This window comes from Citrobacter koseri ATCC BAA-895 (genome assembly GCF_000018045.1).
In the GTDB taxonomy this organism is placed as follows: Bacteria; Pseudomonadota; Gammaproteobacteria; order Enterobacterales; family Enterobacteriaceae; genus Citrobacter_B; species Citrobacter_B koseri.
In genome coordinates, this window is record NC_009792.1 from 3691144 (window position 1) to 3709719 (window position 18576).

Genomic DNA, 18576 nt, shown 5'->3' on the forward strand with positions numbered 1-18576 from the left:
AAATGGGCGGTTTAAAGTAAAAATCGCAAAAAAAAAGCATCATTTACGATGATGCTTTTGGTTTCTTTTTATAATAAAAACAGATGGTTATAGATAAAATACTAATCCGATAGTTTCATTACATCAGAGACTTTCATTTGCTTCAAATGGCTATTTTTGTTCATGAAGTAAAGGAATTGTCGGATAAAGTCAGTTGTGCAGGATTTAAGGGCCAAAGGCCTGTCGGTATCTTTGATTTGGCTGGACTGCCTCATTTCGCTTTCTTCGTCATCGTCTGTATATAGTAGTCTGGATAACCTGTCGTCAGAAACACGGATTTTTTTAACGGCTGCCCACACCAAGATATCCAACATAGGTATTACACGATAACTGATGAGTTTCTTGATAGTTCCGTATCCAAAACGAACAGATTCCAATGGGTTTTCATCAATACCCTTAATTTTACGCCATTGCGGTAATGCAGCTTTAAGCGACTCTGCAATCTCTTCGTCTGTGCCACTTGCCAAATCAATCTCGATCATGACTGTTCGTGTAAACTGATCTGGCATAATGTCTGAAAGTGATTCCTCTCGAAGCTCTGCGTTTATAGAATAATTGTTACCTTCATGCCAAACAAAACCTCCGCGTTGCATAGCAATAATGCTCGTTTCAGCAAGGCGATCAAGAGTTGTTAGAAAAAAATGGGGGGGCTGAAAAAGTTTGTTGGCAGGAGTCATGTATCCAAGTTGCCCTTCTGGAATCAAAAAAGGGTTACCGGTGAAAATCTTTGAGAAGTAACCCATAAGAGTTCTGCTCTCAAACTCTTCCCGATACTCCTTAAAGAACAGATTCCGGGCCCATAACTCGTGATAGAAGTGTATCAATGAGAGATCTTCAAACTTGCGATAGTTATCTATGTTAAGCCAAGCTTTGATTTCTTTTGTATGCTCTAGTGACCAGTTGTTCAAAATCCATTCTCCACCTATGCTGGTACTGCCCTACGGGTACAATTCAGTTATGCTTAAAAACTACCGTATACACTAATCGGTGGAAAGCAGATCCTGCTTACGCAGTTCAACTCCCAGTTGGTAGCTGAACTGAGGATTTGTTATCTTTTGATACAATTTGCCAATCAGCTAATCGTGAGAATTCATACCATTAAGATTTATGGTTCCTTTTTAGAACCACCAATAAAATATAAATAAAAAATTAATCTAAAAATCAATGGTTTAAATAGCTAATCACAGGGACGCCAGCTTGATAGGACTGCAACCGGACAGCGGCAATAAAAACAGCCACTTAAGGACACTGACCAGACAGTGCGCAGACCGAGAAAAGACAAAAATATACACGTGAAATGCACGTGCACTTTAAAAGAACCCCAGATCTCACGGTCTGGGGTTTTTCTATTTGTAACTAAGGGTAACAAAAACACATCCCCCTTTCGCGCTCCGCTCACCTTGACACTGTTTATTTTTACAGTAAAAATACTGTATACAATCACAGTAATTTTCCGGGGGGCTTTTATGTTCGTTGAACTGGTTTATGACAAGCGTAATGTCGAGGGGCTACCGGACGCAAGAAACATCATTCTTAACGAGCTGACAAAGCGCGTACACCGGATCTTCCCCGACGCCGACGTGAGAGTTAAGCCAATGCAGGCTAACGCATTAAACAGCGACTGCACAAAGACCGAAAAAGAGCGGCTAAACAGAATGCTGGAAGAGATGTTTGAAGAAGCCGATATGTGGCTGGTGAACGAATTATGAGCATGGACAACATGATTATTGCCGGGGTAAGAATATATTTCCCGCCTGGCACCGAACTCCCTGTTCCAACGCCTGAACTCAGGACATTTGCCATCGTCAGCAAAGACCCGCCTGGACATCTGGTGCTTGAGTACAAAAACAGGCAGTAGGTTCCTGTACTGACCCGGCTTTTTGATGATTCAGCACATGCGATTTCAGCTATAACAAGCCTGAGCAAAAAGACGTGGCATTAATACTTAAAACACATTGATCCGTCATGCCGGGCAGATACAATCCGCGGCGGCTGGCAACATTCTATATTCGCACGCCAGCTGTCCGTACCATGCTCTTCCATGCGGCGTGGTTGCTACTCTATTAATTCTACTGATGAGAATCTTGCTGTAGATCGCATACGGCCTTGCCGCTCTCACCACTTTCACAGCCTTCCTGTTACGCCATATAAAGCAACTCGATTGGGAATTTCCAGTTACTGACGCAAATACGGAACATACAATCACATACACATCTTTACATTTGGTGGTTTTCATGAATACTACTAAATGATTATGTTAACACGATGAAATTCAACGGATGAAATATGAATATATTTGAACAAACTCCACCAAACCGCAGGCGTTATGGCCTGGCTGCATTTATTGGGTTAATCGCTGGTATCGTATCAGCATTTGTTAAATGGGGCGCTGAAGTACCTTTGCCACCCCGCAGTCCGACTGATATGTTCACTGCTGCATGCGGGCCGGAATCATTAATCAGGGCTGCCGGGCAAATTGACTGTTCCCGCAATTTCCTGAATCCCCCTTATATTTTCCTTCGTGACTGGATGGGGCTTGCTGATCCTAACGCTGCCGTCTACACCTTTGCCGGGCATGTGTTTAACTGGGTTGGCGTAACACACATCATCTTTTCGATTGTCTTCGCAGTGGGTTACTGTGTTGTTGCTGAAGTTTTCCCCAAAATTAAACTCTGGCAGGGTTTGCTGGCTGGTGCGCTGGCACAGCTTTTCGTACATATGATTTCCTTCCCTCTCATGGGGCTGACTCCACCTTTGGTTGACCTTCCATGGTATGAGAATGTATCCGAAATTTTTGGACATTTAATCTGGTTCTGGTCCATCGAAATTATCCGTCGGGATCTGCGTAACAGGATTACTCATCAACCGGACCCGGAGATCCCTTTGGGAACAAGCCGGTGACAAATTCTTAATGTGGTAAAATGGCGCAAACACAGCGCCATTTTTTAGTATCCATTTACTGAACTCCTGAGTTGCCTGTTTTAATCTCTCGCTAATCCCCTCTTCCCGGCTCTGACATTCCTGTTCTGTGAAAAAGAGAATAAACCACTTTCCATCCGTGCACCCGAATGTTCTTAATATCAAGGAGGAGATTTATGTCTGGTATCTGAGTCTGTTAAATAACATGATAAAAAACCGCGCACTTCCTGCATTGCTTTCCCTGAACATTTAAGCAGCCCACCGGCACCTTGCCGATTAATACCTGTTGTGGATGCCCCCTCCTGGCACAAAGCGGCCTGAACGAAGGGCTATCAGGTCTGCTATGGGCGCCCCCCCCCTACAGCTTCCATTGAAAGCATCAATCAATACGCAAAACTCCCGCTCCTGACAAACTCAACCACCTCCCCCACCAAGTCACACTGCCACCAGGACAATGTTGTTGCTCCTGCCCGGAAGAGTTGTGTTGCTGCTGCCGTAACACGATGTTAGCATTTGGCAATCAAGACGCTTAGATGTCTAAAAACCCCATTCCTGACCCCGAGAGAGGCTAAAAGGAAGATGACAGATAACCTGCAACTCACACAACTGGTCGAGACCTGCCGCTGGATAGGGGCAAAAGGCTGGGCTCCCGCCACTGGCGGCAATATGTCTGTCCGCCAGGACGACGCTTTTTGCTGGCTCAGCGAGTCGGGAAAAGATAAAGGCAACCTGACTACCGACGATTTTTTGCAGGTGGAAATCGCCACCAGTCACGCACCATCCGGTCGCAAACCATCGGCGGAGACAGGGCTGCATACCCTGATTTATCACCTCTTTCCCCAGGCAAACGCGGTGTTGCACGTCCACACCGCCAACGCCACGGTGCTCTCGCGCATCGTTAAAACGCCGGAGCTATATATCAGCGGTTTTGAAATGCAAAAGTCGCTTAGCGGGCAGACCACCCATCTTGATACCGTCTGCGTGCCAGTGTTCGACAACGACCAGGATATCGACGCGCTGGCGTCACGTATTGCGCATTACGCGCAAGAGCGTTCTCTGAATTACGGTTTTCTTCTGCGCGGTCATGGCTTAACCTGCTGGGGACGCTCAGTGGAGGAGGCCCGCCGTCATCTGGAGGGGCTGGAATTTTTATTTGAATGCGAAATGCGTTTGCGGCAACTGGAGAGATTATGATTCGCGCGATTGTGACGGATATTGAAGGCACCACCAGCGATATCCGTTTTGTTCACAATGTTCTGTTCCCCTATGCGCGCGAGCGGCTGGCGGCGTTTGTTACCGCCCGGCAGTATGCCGAACCGGTAAAATCAATTCTTGATAATCTGCGCAACGAGATTGCCCGGCCGGACGCCAGTACCGCAGAACTTATCGAAACGCTTTTCACCTTTATGGATGAAGATCGCAAATCAACGGCGCTAAAAGCCCTGCAAGGCATTATCTGGCACGACGGTTACGTCAATGGCGACTTTACCGGTCATCTCTACCCGGACGTTCTGCCAGCGCTGGAGAAATGGAAAGCACAAGGCATTGATCTCTATGTTTATTCCTCCGGCTCCGTCGCAGCGCAGAAACTGTTATTTGGCTATAGCGACGAAGGTGATATTACTCATCTGTTCAGCGGCTATTTTGATACCCATATCGGCGCAAAGCGAGAAACGCAGTCATACCGCAATATCGCGTCGTATATCGGCGTCGCGCCGTCGCAAATCCTGTTCCTCTCCGACGTATATCAGGAGCTGGACGCCGCTGAAGAGGCGGGTCTTCGCACCCTGCAACTGATTCGTGGCGAGGGTGATGGCGCCAGCCGCCACCACCAGGTACATCAATTCGACGACATTAACCCGGAGCAGATCCTTTCATGAGCGCATTGACTATTTATTCCGATAAAGACGCCAGCCAGCCCCAGTGGCACAGTACCGACGCCGCAGAGATAGCCCAACAGCTCAACGCGAAAGGCGTCCGCTTCGAACGCTGGGTTGCAGACCGCGACTTAGGCCAGGCCCCCGCGCCAGAAACGGTGATCACCGCCTATCAACATGCGATTGATAAGCTGGTTGCCGAGAAAGGCTATCAGAGCTGGGATGTGATCAGCCTGCGCGCCGACAATCCACAAAAAGAGGCGCTGCGTGCAAAGTTTCTCAATGAACACACCCACGGCGAAGATGAAGTGCGATTCTTCGTTGAAGGCGCAGGACTGTTTTGCCTGCACATTGGCGACCAGGTTTACCAGGTGCTGTGTGAGAAAAACGATCTGATTTCAGTGCCCGCCGGTACGCCGCACTGGTTTGATATGGGCTCCGAGCCAAACTTTACCGCGATCCGTATTTTCGATAACCCGGAAGGCTGGGTGGCGCAGTTTACCGGCGACGCCATTGCGGATGCCTATCCGCGCCTGCTTTAACGATCTGGCCGGGCGACGCTATCGTACGCCAGGCCTGCTCTGCATCAGGCCGCCTCCGTCCTGAAAACTCCCTTCGCCACGTCTTCTGGCGTCACCACGCCGCTATCCAGCACCCAGCCGCTAATCAGCGCTGCTGGCGTCACGTCAAACGCCGGGTTATAGACCTGCGCATTTTCCGGCGCCCACTGTACCGCGCCAAAACTGCCCGCCACGCCGGTGACTTCTCCTGCCGCACGCTGCTCAATCGGGATTGCGTCGCCATTCGGGCAGTGGGGGTCCAGCGTGGTTTGCGGCGCGGCAACGTAAAACGGAATACCGTGGAATTTCGCCAGCACCGCCAGCGAATAGGTGCCGATTTTATTCGCCACATCGCCATTTGCGGCAATACGGTCGGCCCCTACCCACACCGCGTCCACCAGCCCTTTCGCCATCAGACTGGCAGCCATTGAGTCGGTAATCAGTTGATAGGGAACCCCCAGTTCGCCCAGTTCCCAGGCTGTGAGTCTGCCGCCCTGCAATAACGGGCGCGTTTCATCCACCCAGACGTTTTGCACGTTGCCCTGTGCATACGCGCGGGCAATCACCCCCAGTGCCGTCCCCGTGCCCGCTGTCGCCAGCCCGCCGGTGTTGCAGTGGGTCAGCAGACGGCTGCCCGGCTTCACCAGCGCACTTCCCGCACGCGCGATATCGTCACAGAGTTGTTTGTCTTCATCGATCAGACGTAGCGCTTCCGCCGCCAGCGCCGGAACAAAGTCTTCTTGCCTCAGCGCCTGCTTCATGCGATCGAGATTGTTCATCAGATTGACCGCCGTCGGGCGCGCAGCGCGCAGCGTTTCCAGCGCTATCGCCAGTTCATCCCGGCGATGGCCTGACTCCGCCAGCAGCGCCAGTAGCAGACTGGCGGAAAGACCAATCAGCGGCGCACCGCGCACTCGCAGCGCGTGAATATGCCCCACCAGCGCTTCTACCGTTGAGGCATCCAGCCAGCGTTTCTCCTGTGGAAGCGCCTGCTGATCGAGAATAAATAATTGATTATCCGCCACCCGCAGGCTGGTCGTCTGTAATGTCTGCATGTCGTTAATTCTCTGTTGCGTTGTTGTATCACATTGTGTCAGGATGAATTACAGATGTATAGACGTCTACATGTCTTTATTAGTGAAATGAGTGAGGAACAGGCAATGTCGCAATACCGTACCTTTACCGCCCAGGATGCCGTGGAATACGCCCGAACGTTTGGCGGCATCGATGATCCATCCACACTGGTAGAGGCGCAGGAGGTGGGCGACGGCAACCTTAATCTGGTGTTTAAGATTTTCGATACCACTGGCGTAAGCCGCATCGTCGTCAAACAGGCGCTGCCTTACGTGCGCTGCGTCGGCGAATCCTGGCCGCTGACGCTGGATCGCGCTCGTCTTGAAGCGCAAACGCTGGTGGCGCATTACCAGCACTGCCCGCAGCATACGGTGAAAATCCACCATTTCGACCCTGAACTGGCGGTGATGGTGATGGAAGATCTCTCCGACCATAACATCTGGCGCGGCGAACTGATTAAAGGCGCCTGGTATCCGCAGGCGGCACGCCAGCTCGGCGAATATCTGGCGCAAACGCTGTTTCACACCAGCGATTTTTATCTCCACCCGCATGACAAAAAAGCGCAGGTGGCGACATTTATTAACCCGGAGATGTGTGAGATCACCGAAGATCTGTTCTTCAACGATCCCTACCAGATCCACGAGCGCAACAGCTATCCTGCGGAGATCGAAGGCGACGTCGCCGCACTACGCAGTGACGCTCAGCTTAAGCTGGCGGTGGCAGCGCTCAAACATCGTTTCTTCTCCCATGCCGAAGCGCTACTGCACGGCGATATCCACAGCGGCTCGATCTTTGTCGCCGACGGTCGCCTGAAAGCCATCGACGCCGAGTTCGGCTACTTTGGGCCGATAGGCTTTGATGTAGGCACCGCCATCGGCAATCTGCTGCTGAACTTCTGCGGCCTGCCGGGTCATCTGGGCATTCGCGACGCCGCCGCCGCGCGCGAGCAGCGGTTGACGGATATTCAGGAGCTGTGGAACACCTTTGCTGAACGTTTTCAGGTGCTGGCGACGGAGAAAACTCGCGACGCGGCGCTACGCGCGCCGGGCTACGCGTCGGAATTTCTGAAAAAAGTCTGGGCGGACGCCATCGGCTTTTGCGGCACCGAGCTGATTCGCCGCAGCGTCGGGCTGTCGCACGTAGCGGATATCGATACCATTCAGGATGCGGAAATGCGCCATGAATGCCTGCGCCATGCCATTACCCTCGGAAAAGCGCTGATTGTGATTGCCGACCGGATTGAGAGCGTGGAAGCGCTGATCGCGCGGGTGCGGCAGTACAGTTAAGTGTAGGCCGTTTGCCCGGTGGCGCTACGCTTACCGGGCCTACGATCCGAATGCAGGCCGGGTAAGGCGAAGCCGCCACCCGGCAAATACTTACCCCAGATACTCAATCACCGATAACCCGCCGTTGTAATCCGTGCTGTAGATAATCCCCCGCGCATCGACAAACACATCGCAGGACTGGATCACCTGCGGGCGATTTGGCCGCGTATCCATCATCTTCTCAGGTGCCGCAGGCACCAGCGCGCCGGTTTCTACCGGACGATAAGGATTGGAAATATCATAAGCGCGCACCCCTGCGTTCTGGTAAGTGGCGAAAATCAGCGTCGAGCTAATAAAGCTGCCAGGGCGGTTTTCGTGCAGGTTATGCGGCCCGAAGTGCGCCCCTTTCGCCACGTAATCAGCCTCATCCGGCTGCGGGAAGGTGGCGATGCTCACCGGATTCGACGGCTCGCGGATATCAAACAGCCAGATCAGCTTTTCGCCGTCTTCCTGATTGTCGAGCACCGCTTCGTCCAGTACCACCAGCAGATCGCGGTCCGGCAGCGGCAGCGCAGTGTGTGTGCCGCCGCCAAACGGCGGGCTCCAGTTGCGATGGCTAATCAGTTTCGGCTGCGTGCGATCTTGCACATCCAGCAGCGTCAGACCACCGTCACGCCAGCTACCGTAGGCGGTATCGCCAGCGATAATCGCGTGATGCAACGCATAGCGTTTGCCCTCCGGCCAGTCTGGCGTCTCTCCCGCCGCCTGATTCATCCCTGGCAACCACCAGCGCCCGGCCACCTCTGGCTTACGCGGATCGGCCAGATCGATGGTCAGGAAGATGTAGTCAGTGAAACCGTCGATCAGCGCCGAGACGTAGGCCCAGCGTCCGCCGACGTACCAGATGCGGTGAATGCCGATCCCATTCAGGGAGAGAAAACCGATTTCACGCGGTTTATCCGGCGTGGAAATATCAAACACGCGCAGCCCTGCGCTCCAGCCCCGGTCCTGCACATCGCTGACCGTCTCACCGACCTGCCGCGTGTAGTAGACCTTTTCATCGGCAAAGCGGGCATCGGCGAACAAATCGCGGGCGTTAATCACCAGCAGCAGATCGTCATGCGCCTGCAAATGCACGTTCCAGGTGCCTGGCGGTGCAGGCACATAGCCCGCCGCCCGTGGATTTTTCGGGTCACGCACGTCAACAATCGAAAACCCCTGCGACACCATATGGCCAATATAGGCAAAACCGCGATGTACCATTAGCTGTACGCCGTCCGGGCGACCGCCCTGGTCGCTATGGCCAATCAGCCGCATATTGCGGCTATAGTCGGGGCGCGGTAATTCAGTCACCTTAATCTCCTTTTGCCAAACGGCGTCACCGCCTTATCCGGCCTACAGGGAGCACATTGTAGGCCCGGTAAGCGCAGCGCCAGCGGGCATTACGCCGGATGGCGGCGTAACCGCCTTATCCGGCCTACAGGGAGCGCATTGTAGGCCCGGTAAGCGCAGCGCCACCGGGCATTATTTATTCTTCGCTTCAAGCGTCGCAAACCACGGCGCGATGAAGTCTTCCGTCTGGCCCCAGCCCGGAATGATTTTGCCTAATGAGGCGACGTTAACCGCCCCCGGCTGCGCTGCCAGCAGCGCCTGCGGAATGGCTGCGGCTTTAAAATCGTAAGTGGCAGGCGTAGGTTCACCAGCAATCTTATTGGCAATCAGCCGCACGTTAGTGGCGCCAATCAGTTTCGGGTCAACCGCCACGCTCACCTTCCACGGGCTGCCCGCCTCGCGCATCAGTTGCAAATCCTGGTTGGAGATGTCGATGCTGTAGAGCTTAATCTCAGTGCGGCCATTCTCTTTCAGCGCTTTGTACGCCCCCTGGCTAAAGGCGTCCCAGGTCCCCCAGATAGCGTCGATTTTCCCTTTCGGGTATTTCGCCAGCACCGCGCCCACTTTGTTGGCGGTATCGCCCTGCACGTCGGAAGAGACCGCGCCGATAGACTCCAGCTCTTTAATCCCCGGATTGTCCTTCAGCATTTGCTGATAAGCCGCCTGGCGGCGCTCCATCGGCGGGAAACCGGCGACCCACAGCTTGATAATATTGGCTTTACCGTTGAAATCTTTTACCAGTTGTCCGAAGGAGAGATGGGTCAGCGAGGCGTCATCCTGCTGAGTTACCGTCACGCCCGGGATCTCACCGTTGACGGCGGTATCAAACACCGCCACTTTGATCCCGGCATCTACCGCTTTCTTCACCAGCGCGGTGGAGTACGGATCGCGCCCCTGAGAGAGAATAATGCCGTCATACTTCTGGCTGATCGCCTGGTTAACGAAATCCTGGAATTTCGCGTCGTCGCCATTGCTTAAAAAGGTGCTGACCTTAAAGCCGAGCTTTTTCCCCTCCTGAATCGCGCCCGCAACGAACTGGGTCGTGTTGTCATCAGAGCCAAGGTTGCGGATCACCGCAATGCGAACCGGGCCATTATGCCCGGCAATGGCCGCTGGCACCGGCGTTGCCGCATAGCCCGGCAGCGAACTCAGTAATCCCAGCGCCAACAAAGAAAGTGCAGTTTTTTTCATTATCGTTTCCCGTTGTGTTGTTAACGTTTTTGTATGTAGGTGATCGCCAGCGCCGCCGCCAGCACCAGCCCTTTTATAATGTCCATTGCGTAATAGGGCACCGAGAGCATCACCAGCCCGTTGGAGAGCACGCCAAGGATCACCGCCCCCACCAGCGTGCCGAACGCATTCGGTTTGCCGGAACCGGCCAGCGAAAAGCCGATCCACGCCGCCGCGACGGCATCCATCAAATAGCCTCCCCCGGCGTTAACCTGTGAAGAGCCAATACGCGAAGCCAGCAGGATGCCCCCTAACCCCGCCAGCAACGAGGCAATGACGTAGGCCGCCACTTTATAGCGGGTGGTGCGAATACCGGAGAGGCGCGCCGCTTCCGGGTTGCCGCCAATGGCGTACATCCGTCGCCCGTGGGTGGTCAACGACAGCGCGAGCTGCGCCGCCAGCGTCACGACCAGCATCACGACAACAATAGTCGGCACCTGCCCCAGCGCGCCGAATGCCGCCGGAATAAGCCCCTCAGCCATTTCACCGCTCGGCAGCACCATGTTTTCAGTAATAGAACCGCCGTAGCTGTAGGTCATCGCCACTCCCTGAATCACAAACAGGCTGGCAAGCGTGGCGAGCATGTCGGGAATACGCAGCACCACAATCAGAAAAGCGTTGAACAGCCCCACCAGCGTACAGAGCGCCAGGGTAATGACAATCGCCCCAGTGGTGCCAAAGCCGTGCCAGACGAACAGCGAAATCACCAGTGCGTTCGCCAGCGACGCGGTTGAGCCAACGGAAAGATCAAAACCGCCGACGGTAAGCGAGATGGAGACGCCAATCGCAATCACCGTGACGATCGCAATAGAGCGCAGGATGTTGATGATATTGAAGGGATCGAGGAAGTTATCCGACGCGACGCCAAAAATGGCGATCAGCGCGACAACCGTCAGCAGCATGCCCCACTTATAGAGAAAATCGAAAATCTGCTGGCGGCCAGACGCCGCTGCATTGACTGAAAGGGCCTTACTCACAACGCCGTTCCTCCGGTTGAATAATAAAGTAGTGTCTCTTCGCGGGCCTGCGCGCCTTCCACTTCCGCCACGATGCGCCCGTCCCACAACACGCAGATCCGGTCGCACAGTCCCACCAGTTCGGCGAACTCACCGGAGGCGTAAATCACCCCTTTGCCTTCCCGCGCCAGGCCGTCGATCAGCGCAAACAGGTCGGTTTTGGCTTTCACGTCCACGCCTTTGGTCGGCTCGTCGAAAATCAGCACGCGGGCGTCGCCGCGCAGCCATTTGCCGATCGCCACTTTCTGCTGGTTGCCGCCGGAAAGCCGACGCAACACTTGCCCCGGCCCGCGAGCGCGCACGCCGACGCGGGCAATCACCGCTTCCGCCCAGCGCCATGCCTGACGATGACCAAACAAGCTCCAGCGCGAGAAACGGTTATCAGCGGCGACCGCCAGGTTCATGGCGACGGACTCATCAATAAAAATGCCCTCTTTGCGCCGTTCCTCCGGCACCAGCGCCAGCCCGCGCGTCACCGAATCAACCGGGTCGCGCGGCGTCCACGGCTGATGATTAAGTTCGCCGCGTTCAACGCGGCTTTTCGACGCGCCGAACAGCGCCTTGCACAGCTCGGTTTTCCCGGCCCCCGCCAGCCCGGCGATGCCGAGAATTTCACCTTTACGCAGGTGCAAACTGATATTTTTCAGCAGCCGTTCATCGTGCAGCCCTTCCACGCGCAGCAGCGTTTCATCAGCATGCGGCGGGCGTTTTGGCGGATAGATATCGTTTAACTCATGACCCAGCATCTTCTCGACGATGGCGTCAGCGCTCAGTTCCGCCATCGGCCCGGACTCAATCAACTTGCCATCGCGCAGTACGGTTAAGGTGTCGCAAATGGCCTTTAGCTCATGAATGCGATGGGAGATAAACACCACGCCGATCCCCTGTTGTTGCAGGCGTTTCACCACGGCAAACAGCCGTTCGCTTTCATGCTGATCGAGCGGCGCGGTGGGTTCATCGAGGATCAGAAAACGACAGTGGTGCGAGAGCGCGCGGGCCAGCAGGATCTGCTGCTTTTCGGCGAGCGTGCAACCATCGATGACCCGGCGCACGTCCAGATGAACATCAAGCTGGGCCAGCGCGTCACGCGCCTGCTGGCGAATAGCGCGCCAGCGGTAGCGGTGTCCCGGCTGCGCCAGCTGATCGAGCATAATATTTTCCGCAATACTCAACCCAGGGATCAGCGCAACATCCACCTCCTGCTGCACCAGATGAATGCCCAGCCGTTTGGCGTCCAGCGGTTCGCGTATCGGCACCGGCTGGTTATTAATTGCAATTTCCCCTTCGTAATGGTCGTGCGTGCCGCAGAGCACCGCCATCAGCGTGGATTTCCCCGCACCGTTCGCCCCCGTCAGCGCGTGCACGGAACCGCCCGTCAGGGTGAAATCAACGCGGGAGAGCGCCTGAAAGCCGGAAAAGGCCAGGCTGATACCGCGCATGTCGAGGCGACTGGAGAGCATCCGCTGTAAATCCTTTCTGATAATCATTTGATTTACGAAATTTTTCACAGCTCTCCCTGACTGACAACGACATAAAAAGCATAAGATAAAGCAAAATATTATTAGCCATCCAGATGTCTATAAATGACATCGGGTTAGACTATCACAAAGGGATCGCAGCATGAGTAAGAATACTGACCGCAACGCGGCAGCGAACTTCGTGGGTGGACTAAAACCCATCAAGGAAAGCGGGCATTTATCAGCCCCAATAAATCAGATCTTTTTTATCTTTTAGATTTAGTTTAAGTCGATATATATCAATTCCAGATTATCAACCTGCATTTATGTATTTCATATTTATGACACGCCAGGTTTATTAAAAATAAAAATTCATTTGAAGTGCTTTCATATAAATGATGATTAGTAGAGAATGTAACGCCTCAGATAAAACCGCCATTTACTATTATTTACCTGATGCACAATGGGTGAAATTTGCATTTTATATAAATAGCGTCATGGAGTTTTCATGAAAAACAACACAACTGTCACGCAAAAAGAATATTTGCTTAACAATAAAACAACGTTATTATCAACCACAGATAAAGACAGTCATATTACCTATGCTAACTCTGCATTTATCGACGCCAGCGGATTTAATGAAACGCAGTTAATGGGTAAACCACATAATATTATTCGCCACCCGGACATGCCCTCTGCCGCTTTCGCTGACATGTGGCACACGATACTGCAAGGCGATAGCTGGACCGGGCTGGTCAAAAACCGACGACAAAACGGCGATCATTACTGGGTACGCGCAAATGTTACCCCTGTCTGGCAAAATGAAAAATTAACGGGGTATATTTCAGTACGCACCGTGCCTTCCCGGGATGAAGTTTCGCACAGCGAACAGCTTTATCAGAAAATAAACAATAATGGAATTAAAGGGTTTCGACTTTTTAAAGGCATAATTATCCGTCGCGGAGCGCTGTCCTGGCTTTCGATGTTTAAATGGCTGTCGGTTAGCCAACGCGTCAATTATGCTTTAGCCATCACCAGTCTGACAGCCCTGTTATTTATTTTCTTACCTGTTCCTCCTGCTATTCAGGGGGGCAGCATCATCGTATTATTTTTGCTCCTGGCTATTTACCTTAAGGTTCAAATTTGTCAGCCGGTTAATACGCTGCTGGTGCAGATGCAAAAAGTGGTTTCGGGCCGTAAACCCGATAATTGCCATTTGCAGCGCGTGGACGAAATAGGGATGCTCATGCGACTGGTGAATCAATCGGGGCTTAATCTGCGCTCCCTGGTTGATGATGTCAGCACGCAAATATCCGGTATTCAGGCTATCAGCCAGCGCGTGTCTCAGGAAGGCACGGCATTGCAGAGCCGCTCAGAAGAGACATCTGCCGACCTGCAACAAACCGCCGCAGCCATTGAAGAGATCGGTAGCGCTGTGCAACAAACCGCAGATACCGCGGCCCAGACAATGACGATGGCCGACAGTACCAGCGCCAATGCGACTGAAGGCGGCCATATCATGAAGCAAACCATCACCATGATGCAGGCTATCTCACACGATAACAGTCAAATCGTGGACATTATCGGCGTCATTGACAGTATTGCTTTTCAGACCAACATCCTGGCGCTGAATGCAGCGGTCGAAGCGGCCCGCGCCGGTGAATCCGGGCGCGGATTTGCGGTCGTTGCCGCAGAGGTGCGTAACCTCGCCCAGCATTCTGCGTCTGCGGCAAAAGAGATCAAGCAGCTTATCGAGAAAAACGTCACCAACGTCAATACGGGAGTGCAAATGGTCGAGCAGACGGAAACACACCTTACCGGAATGATCGATGACGTGTTGCAGATGTCTACCATGATCAAAGAGATAAGCCTGGCGACGCGGGAACAAACTTTAGCGCTCGAACAGATCAACAATTCAATTTCACGAATTGGTTCCATGACGGACAACAATGCGGAAATGGTGGAGCAGGTGACGGATGCCGCGGGGGATTTAACGGGACGCGCGTCACGGCTGCAACAGGCCGTACAGGTTTTTGGCGCCTCACGATAGCAGCGAAAAGCAAAAAGCCCTCAGCATACGCCAGGGGCTTTTCTATTTATCGCGTTCTCAACGCGCAGGGTAATCGCGGTTAATCCACGCGTGATCGTCTTCCCAGGTGAAAATCCATTTGCGCACCGGGCCTGCCATCACATTCAGGTAATAACTGTCATACCCGGCCATTGTCGCCACCGGGTGATAGCCTTTCGGCACCATCACGACGTCACGGTTGTAGACCGCCATACACTCATCGAGCGAGCGATCGTCGGTGTATACCCGCTGCATACAAAATCCCTGTTCCGGGTTGAGGCGATGGTAATACGTCTCCTCAAGAAGGGTCTCGTAAGGCGGATTATCAGTGTCGTGCTTGTGGCTCGGGTACGAACTGGTACAGCCTTCGTGAGTCCACACTTCCACCACCAGCAGACTATCGGCGGGTTTATCTTCCGGCAGAATGTTGTGTACATAACGCTGGTTATGCCCCTTGCCCCTTGCCTCGCCGTCGATATCCTGCGGTGCAATCAGGCGGGTAGGATACGTTCCCTTGCCCGGCGCGGCGCATACCGCCAGCTCCAGCTTTGTTAACGCCTGTACCCGTACCGTTTCTCCGGGCGTAACGTATACCGCCCACGGCTTAATACGCTCGAACGGACTCATCCGCTCGCCAATCTCTGAAAACTGCGCGGTTGGTGTGGTGACAGACGCCCTCCCCGCCACCAGCACCAGACAGCGCTCTTCAGCAACGGCGGGAAGATGCAACTGCTGCCCTTCTTCAAGCTCAAACGCGTCAAAACCGACGTAGCCCCAGCCTGCCCGCTCCGGGGTGACGGACTGGGTACGTCCCTGCGCGTCAGGCTGTTGCCAGCGTGACAGTAAACGTGACATAGCGCCTCCTCAGATAAGACCGGCATCCCGCGCCAGGCGGCTCAGGTTGTTATATCCCAGCCGCGCGTAAGTCAGCGGATGGGCAATCGCCGGGTCCTGCTCCGCCTCCACCACCAGCCAGCCCTGATAATCGTGCGCTTTCAGCAGTCGCATAATCGGCGGGTAATCCACGCAGCCGTCGCCCGGCACGGTAAAGACGCCGCTGAGCACCGCATCCAGAAAGCTGGTTTTACGGTTTTTCACATCCGCCAGCACGTCGGCGCGCACGTCTTTACAGTGCACATGATTAATACGGCTCGCCCAGCGTTGCGCCACCGCCAGCGGGTCGGCGCCAGCGAAGGTCAAATGACCGGTATCCAGCAGCAATCCAACCTCATCACCGGTATGGGTCATCAGATTGTCCACATCCTCAGCGGACTCAATCACCGTCCCCATATGGTGATGATAAGCAATCTGCACCCCCTGCTGCTGTGTATAGCGGGCGAACGCGGTGAGCTTCTCGCCATACTCCGCCCAGCGCGCCTGCGGGAATCGCGGACGCAGGTGAACCGGCGTCTGCTGCTCGCCGTGAATGCAATGGCTCACCTCAGCGAAAACCATCACTTTCGCCCCCAGCTCGCGCAATAACGTCAAATGCGCCTGCGCCGCCGCAATCTCTTCTTCTACACTCCTCTCCAGCAGGCGACCGGAATACCACCCCGACACCAGCTTCAGATCGTGGCGTTGCAGGATTGGCCCCAGCAGACGCGCCTCGCGTGGGAATTTATTACCGAGTTCAAAGCCCGCAAAACCAGCCTCTTTACCTTCGCTCAGACAGGTATCCAGCGGCGTTTCCGCGCCAAGAGAGGGCAAATCATCATTGGTCCATGTCAGCGGATTAATGCCTAATTGCACAGCCATAATGTTCTCCTAAAGTTATGCCTGCCCGCGCTCGCGCCACCAGGCGATCAGTTGCAGATAGTTATCCCGAATGCGCGTCACCAGTTGCGCATCGTCAATGTCATGTTTCAGCCATGCGCGGGAAGCCTCGCCAAACAGCGTGCGCCCCACCGCAAACCCTTTCACCAGCTCATGTCCGGCAGCGGCTCTGAACCCTGCGCGTAACTGTTCGGCTGGCGCATCCAGCCCAAGAATCACCACGCCACGGCAGTGCGGGTCGCGGCGTTCGATAATGTCACTCAGCGCCGTCCAGCCGTCAGAGGAGAGCGGCGGCAGTTTCCACCAGTCGGGATAAATGCCCAGGTTGTAGAAGCGGGAGATAGCCCGCAGGTAAAGCTCATCGCTGCGCGGCATACCCACAGGTAAAATCACTTCCAGCAGCAGCTCATGCCCCGACTGACAGCAGGCGTGATACACCTCGGCGATTTTCTGCTCCTGCTCCAGGCGCAGGCCGTGGGCATCTTCCGGGTGGAAAAAGACCAGGCACTTCACCACATGTTCCTGCGGCCAACTGATAAGCTGAGTGCCAATGTTGCCGTGCTCCATCTCCAGCGGCCGTGAACCGGGAAGCTCAATCGGGCGGCCAATCCACCACCCTTCGCCGGTTATCGCATTCAGCGCGTCCTGGCCAAACGTTCCGTCGCACAGCAGACCGGCTTTTCCTTCCAGCCCCGCGCTGTTCGCCGCATCGCGGCTGGCCTGTAAGATCAGCGTTTTCAGCGCCGGAATGCGCTTCAGGGAGGCGCCGCACTGTAGCGCCATCTCTTCAAGCTGACTGCGGTGATCAAACGCCATCACGCACAATTCCGGCCAGTTACGCCGACGCGTCGTGACGCGATGCAGATGATTAAGCCGTGGATCAAGATCCGGGCGCGGCACCTGATGCTCGCGGGAGAGGTAGTCATCCAGCTCCACCTTACTCGGCATCGCGGGCGCGCAACCGTGGCGCGAGACCACCAGCGCGCCGCAGGCGTTGGCGTAGCGGCAGGCCTGCTCCCAGCCTTCATCATTGAGATAACCGCGCAGCAGCCCCGACATAAACGCATCGCCCGCGCCGAGCACATTAAGCACCTCGACGCGCACGCCGGTCACCGTCAGCCCGTCATCCAGCGATGGCGGAATCGAGTCGGTATACACCGAGCAGCCCAGCGCGCCGCGTTTACAAACCAGCGTCGCCGCGCTTACCTCACGCACCTGCGCCAGCGCCTGCACGGTATCGGTAGCGCCGCCCGCAATATGAAACTCTTCCTCGGTGCCGACGATCACATCAAACAGGTGCAACACCGCCTGCAACTGGCGAGTGACCTGCTCTGCGGCAATAAAGCGCGTTTCGCCATCGCCCAGCGAGGTCAGCCCCCACAGCACCGGACGATAGTCGATATCCAGTACCGTGCGCACGCCGTGACGGCGGGCACAGGTCAGCGCCGTCAGCACCGCGTCGCGGGTTTGCGGATGAGAAAGATGAGTCCCGGTGATGGCGAGGCAGCGGGATGAAGCGATGTACTGCTCGTCAACATCGCTGGCGGTAATCGCCATATCCGCGCAGTTATCGCGATAAAAAATCAGTGGAAAGGTGTCCCGGTCTTTAATGCCGAGTAGCACCAGCGCCGTCAGGCGTTCTTTATCCGTTATCAGATGGCTGGTATCGCAGCCAACATGGTTAAGCTCTTCGCGCAAAAAGCGCCCCATATGTTCGTCGCCCACTCTTGCCAGCATCGACGAACGCAGCCCCTGACGCGCGGCGCCGTAGGCGACATTCCCTGAGGAACCGCCGAGGTATTTGGCAAAACTTGAGACATCCTCCAGCCGTGCGCCAATCTGCTGGCTGTAGAGGTCAACCGCCACGCGGCCCATGCATATCACATCAAACTGCTTTTCCACGTTG

16 protein-coding genes are annotated in these 18576 nt (G+C 54.6%); 7 read left to right on the top strand and 9 right to left on the bottom strand.

All coding sequences use genetic code 11. The features are described from left to right. Window positions 1-101 precede the first annotated feature (101 nt). Window positions 102-947 (bottom strand): DUF6387 family protein, encoded by an 846-nt coding sequence (locus tag CKO_RS16955; protein ID WP_001625719.1) that lies wholly within the window; start codon window positions 945-947, stop codon window positions 102-104. 558 nt (window positions 948-1505) lie between these two features. Between CKO_RS16955 and CKO_RS16960 the strand changes: the two genes are divergently transcribed. The 5 genes from CKO_RS16960 to CKO_RS16980 all read left to right on the top strand — a co-directional run bounded on the left by CKO_RS16960 (window position 1506) and on the right by CKO_RS16980 (window position 5377). Next, entirely contained in the window at window positions 1506-1748 is a 243-nt protein-coding gene (locus tag CKO_RS16960) for a DinI family protein (RefSeq protein ID WP_024130866.1), read from the top strand. A 577-nt stretch (window positions 1749-2325) separates the two neighbouring features. Then, the gene (locus CKO_RS16965) at window positions 2326-2940 is read left to right on the top strand and encodes a YagU family protein (RefSeq protein WP_024130867.1); all 615 of its coding nucleotides are present in this window, start codon (window positions 2326-2328) and stop codon (window positions 2938-2940) included. A 597-nt stretch (window positions 2941-3537) separates the two neighbouring features. Beyond that, window positions 3538-4152 (top strand): methylthioribulose 1-phosphate dehydratase, encoded by a 615-nt coding sequence (locus CKO_RS16970; RefSeq protein ID WP_012134735.1) that lies wholly within the window; start codon window positions 3538-3540, stop codon window positions 4150-4152. Beyond that, window positions 4149-4838: an acireductone synthase gene (gene mtnC, locus CKO_RS16975; protein ID WP_012134736.1), complete on the top strand. Its 690-nt coding sequence runs from the start codon at window positions 4149-4151 to the stop codon at window positions 4836-4838. Before CKO_RS16970 ends, mtnC begins: the two co-directional genes overlap by 4 nt. Then, on the top strand, window positions 4835-5377 hold the full coding sequence (locus CKO_RS16980; RefSeq protein ID WP_012134737.1) for a 1,2-dihydroxy-3-keto-5-methylthiopentene dioxygenase: 543 nt from the start codon (window positions 4835-4837) through the stop codon (window positions 5375-5377). The genes mtnC and CKO_RS16980 overlap by 4 nt, the downstream gene beginning before the upstream one ends. Window positions 5378-5421: 44 nt before the next feature. Here the strand turns inward: CKO_RS16980 and mtnA are convergent, their stop codons facing one another. Continuing rightward, complete coding sequence (gene mtnA / locus CKO_RS16985; protein ID WP_012134738.1) at window positions 5422-6450, bottom strand: S-methyl-5-thioribose-1-phosphate isomerase; 1029 nt, start codon at window positions 6448-6450, stop codon at window positions 5422-5424. Between the two features lie 105 nt (window positions 6451-6555). Here mtnA and mtnK point away from each other — a divergent pair, with 105 nt between their 5' ends. After that, window positions 6556-7755: an S-methyl-5-thioribose kinase gene (gene mtnK, locus CKO_RS16990; RefSeq protein ID WP_024130868.1), complete on the top strand. Its 1200-nt coding sequence runs from the start codon at window positions 6556-6558 to the stop codon at window positions 7753-7755. Window positions 7756-7845: 90 nt separating this feature from the next. Here the strand turns inward: mtnK and CKO_RS16995 are convergent, their stop codons facing one another. The 4 genes from CKO_RS16995 to CKO_RS17010 form a co-directional block, all read right to left on the bottom strand. After that, the gene (locus CKO_RS16995) at window positions 7846-9087 is read right to left on the bottom strand and encodes an LVIVD repeat-containing protein (RefSeq protein ID WP_024130869.1); all 1242 of its coding nucleotides are present in this window, start codon (window positions 9085-9087) and stop codon (window positions 7846-7848) included. A 171-nt stretch (window positions 9088-9258) separates the two neighbouring features. Continuing rightward, window positions 9259-10317, bottom strand: coding sequence for a sugar ABC transporter substrate-binding protein (locus CKO_RS17000; protein ID WP_012134743.1), 1059 nt, complete (start codon window positions 10315-10317; stop codon window positions 9259-9261). A gap of 20 nt (window positions 10318-10337) precedes the next feature. Beyond that, on the bottom strand, window positions 10338-11333 hold the full coding sequence (locus CKO_RS17005; RefSeq protein WP_012134744.1) for an ABC transporter permease: 996 nt from the start codon (window positions 11331-11333) through the stop codon (window positions 10338-10340). Beyond that, window positions 11330-12832, bottom strand: a complete 1503-nt coding sequence (locus CKO_RS17010) for a sugar ABC transporter ATP-binding protein (protein ID WP_024130870.1) — start codon at window positions 12830-12832, stop codon at window positions 11330-11332. Before CKO_RS17010 ends, CKO_RS17005 begins: the two co-directional genes overlap by 4 nt. 505 nt (window positions 12833-13337) lie before the next feature. On the opposite strand from CKO_RS17010, the gene CKO_RS17015 reads away from it, so the two are divergent. Next, window positions 13338-14879 (top strand): methyl-accepting chemotaxis protein, encoded by a 1542-nt coding sequence (locus CKO_RS17015; RefSeq protein ID WP_012134747.1) that lies wholly within the window; start codon window positions 13338-13340, stop codon window positions 14877-14879. A gap of 57 nt (window positions 14880-14936) precedes the next feature. Here the strand turns inward: CKO_RS17015 and iolB are convergent, their stop codons facing one another. The 3 genes from iolB to CKO_RS17030 are packed head-to-tail and all read right to left on the bottom strand — an operon-like array spanning window position 14937 to window position 18572. After that, window positions 14937-15752, bottom strand: a complete 816-nt coding sequence (gene iolB / locus CKO_RS17020) for a 5-deoxy-glucuronate isomerase (RefSeq protein WP_012134748.1) — start codon at window positions 15750-15752, stop codon at window positions 14937-14939. Between the two features lie 9 nt (window positions 15753-15761). Further along, a complete protein-coding gene (iolE, locus tag CKO_RS17025) occupies window positions 15762-16652 on the bottom strand; it encodes a myo-inosose-2 dehydratase (RefSeq protein ID WP_012134749.1) in 891 nt (296 codons plus the stop codon). Between the two features lie 15 nt (window positions 16653-16667). Continuing rightward, window positions 16668-18572: a bifunctional 5-dehydro-2-deoxygluconokinase/5-dehydro-2-deoxyphosphogluconate aldolase gene (locus tag CKO_RS17030; protein WP_012134750.1), complete on the bottom strand. Its 1905-nt coding sequence runs from the start codon at window positions 18570-18572 to the stop codon at window positions 16668-16670. Between the last annotated feature and the right edge of the window lie 4 nt (window positions 18573-18576).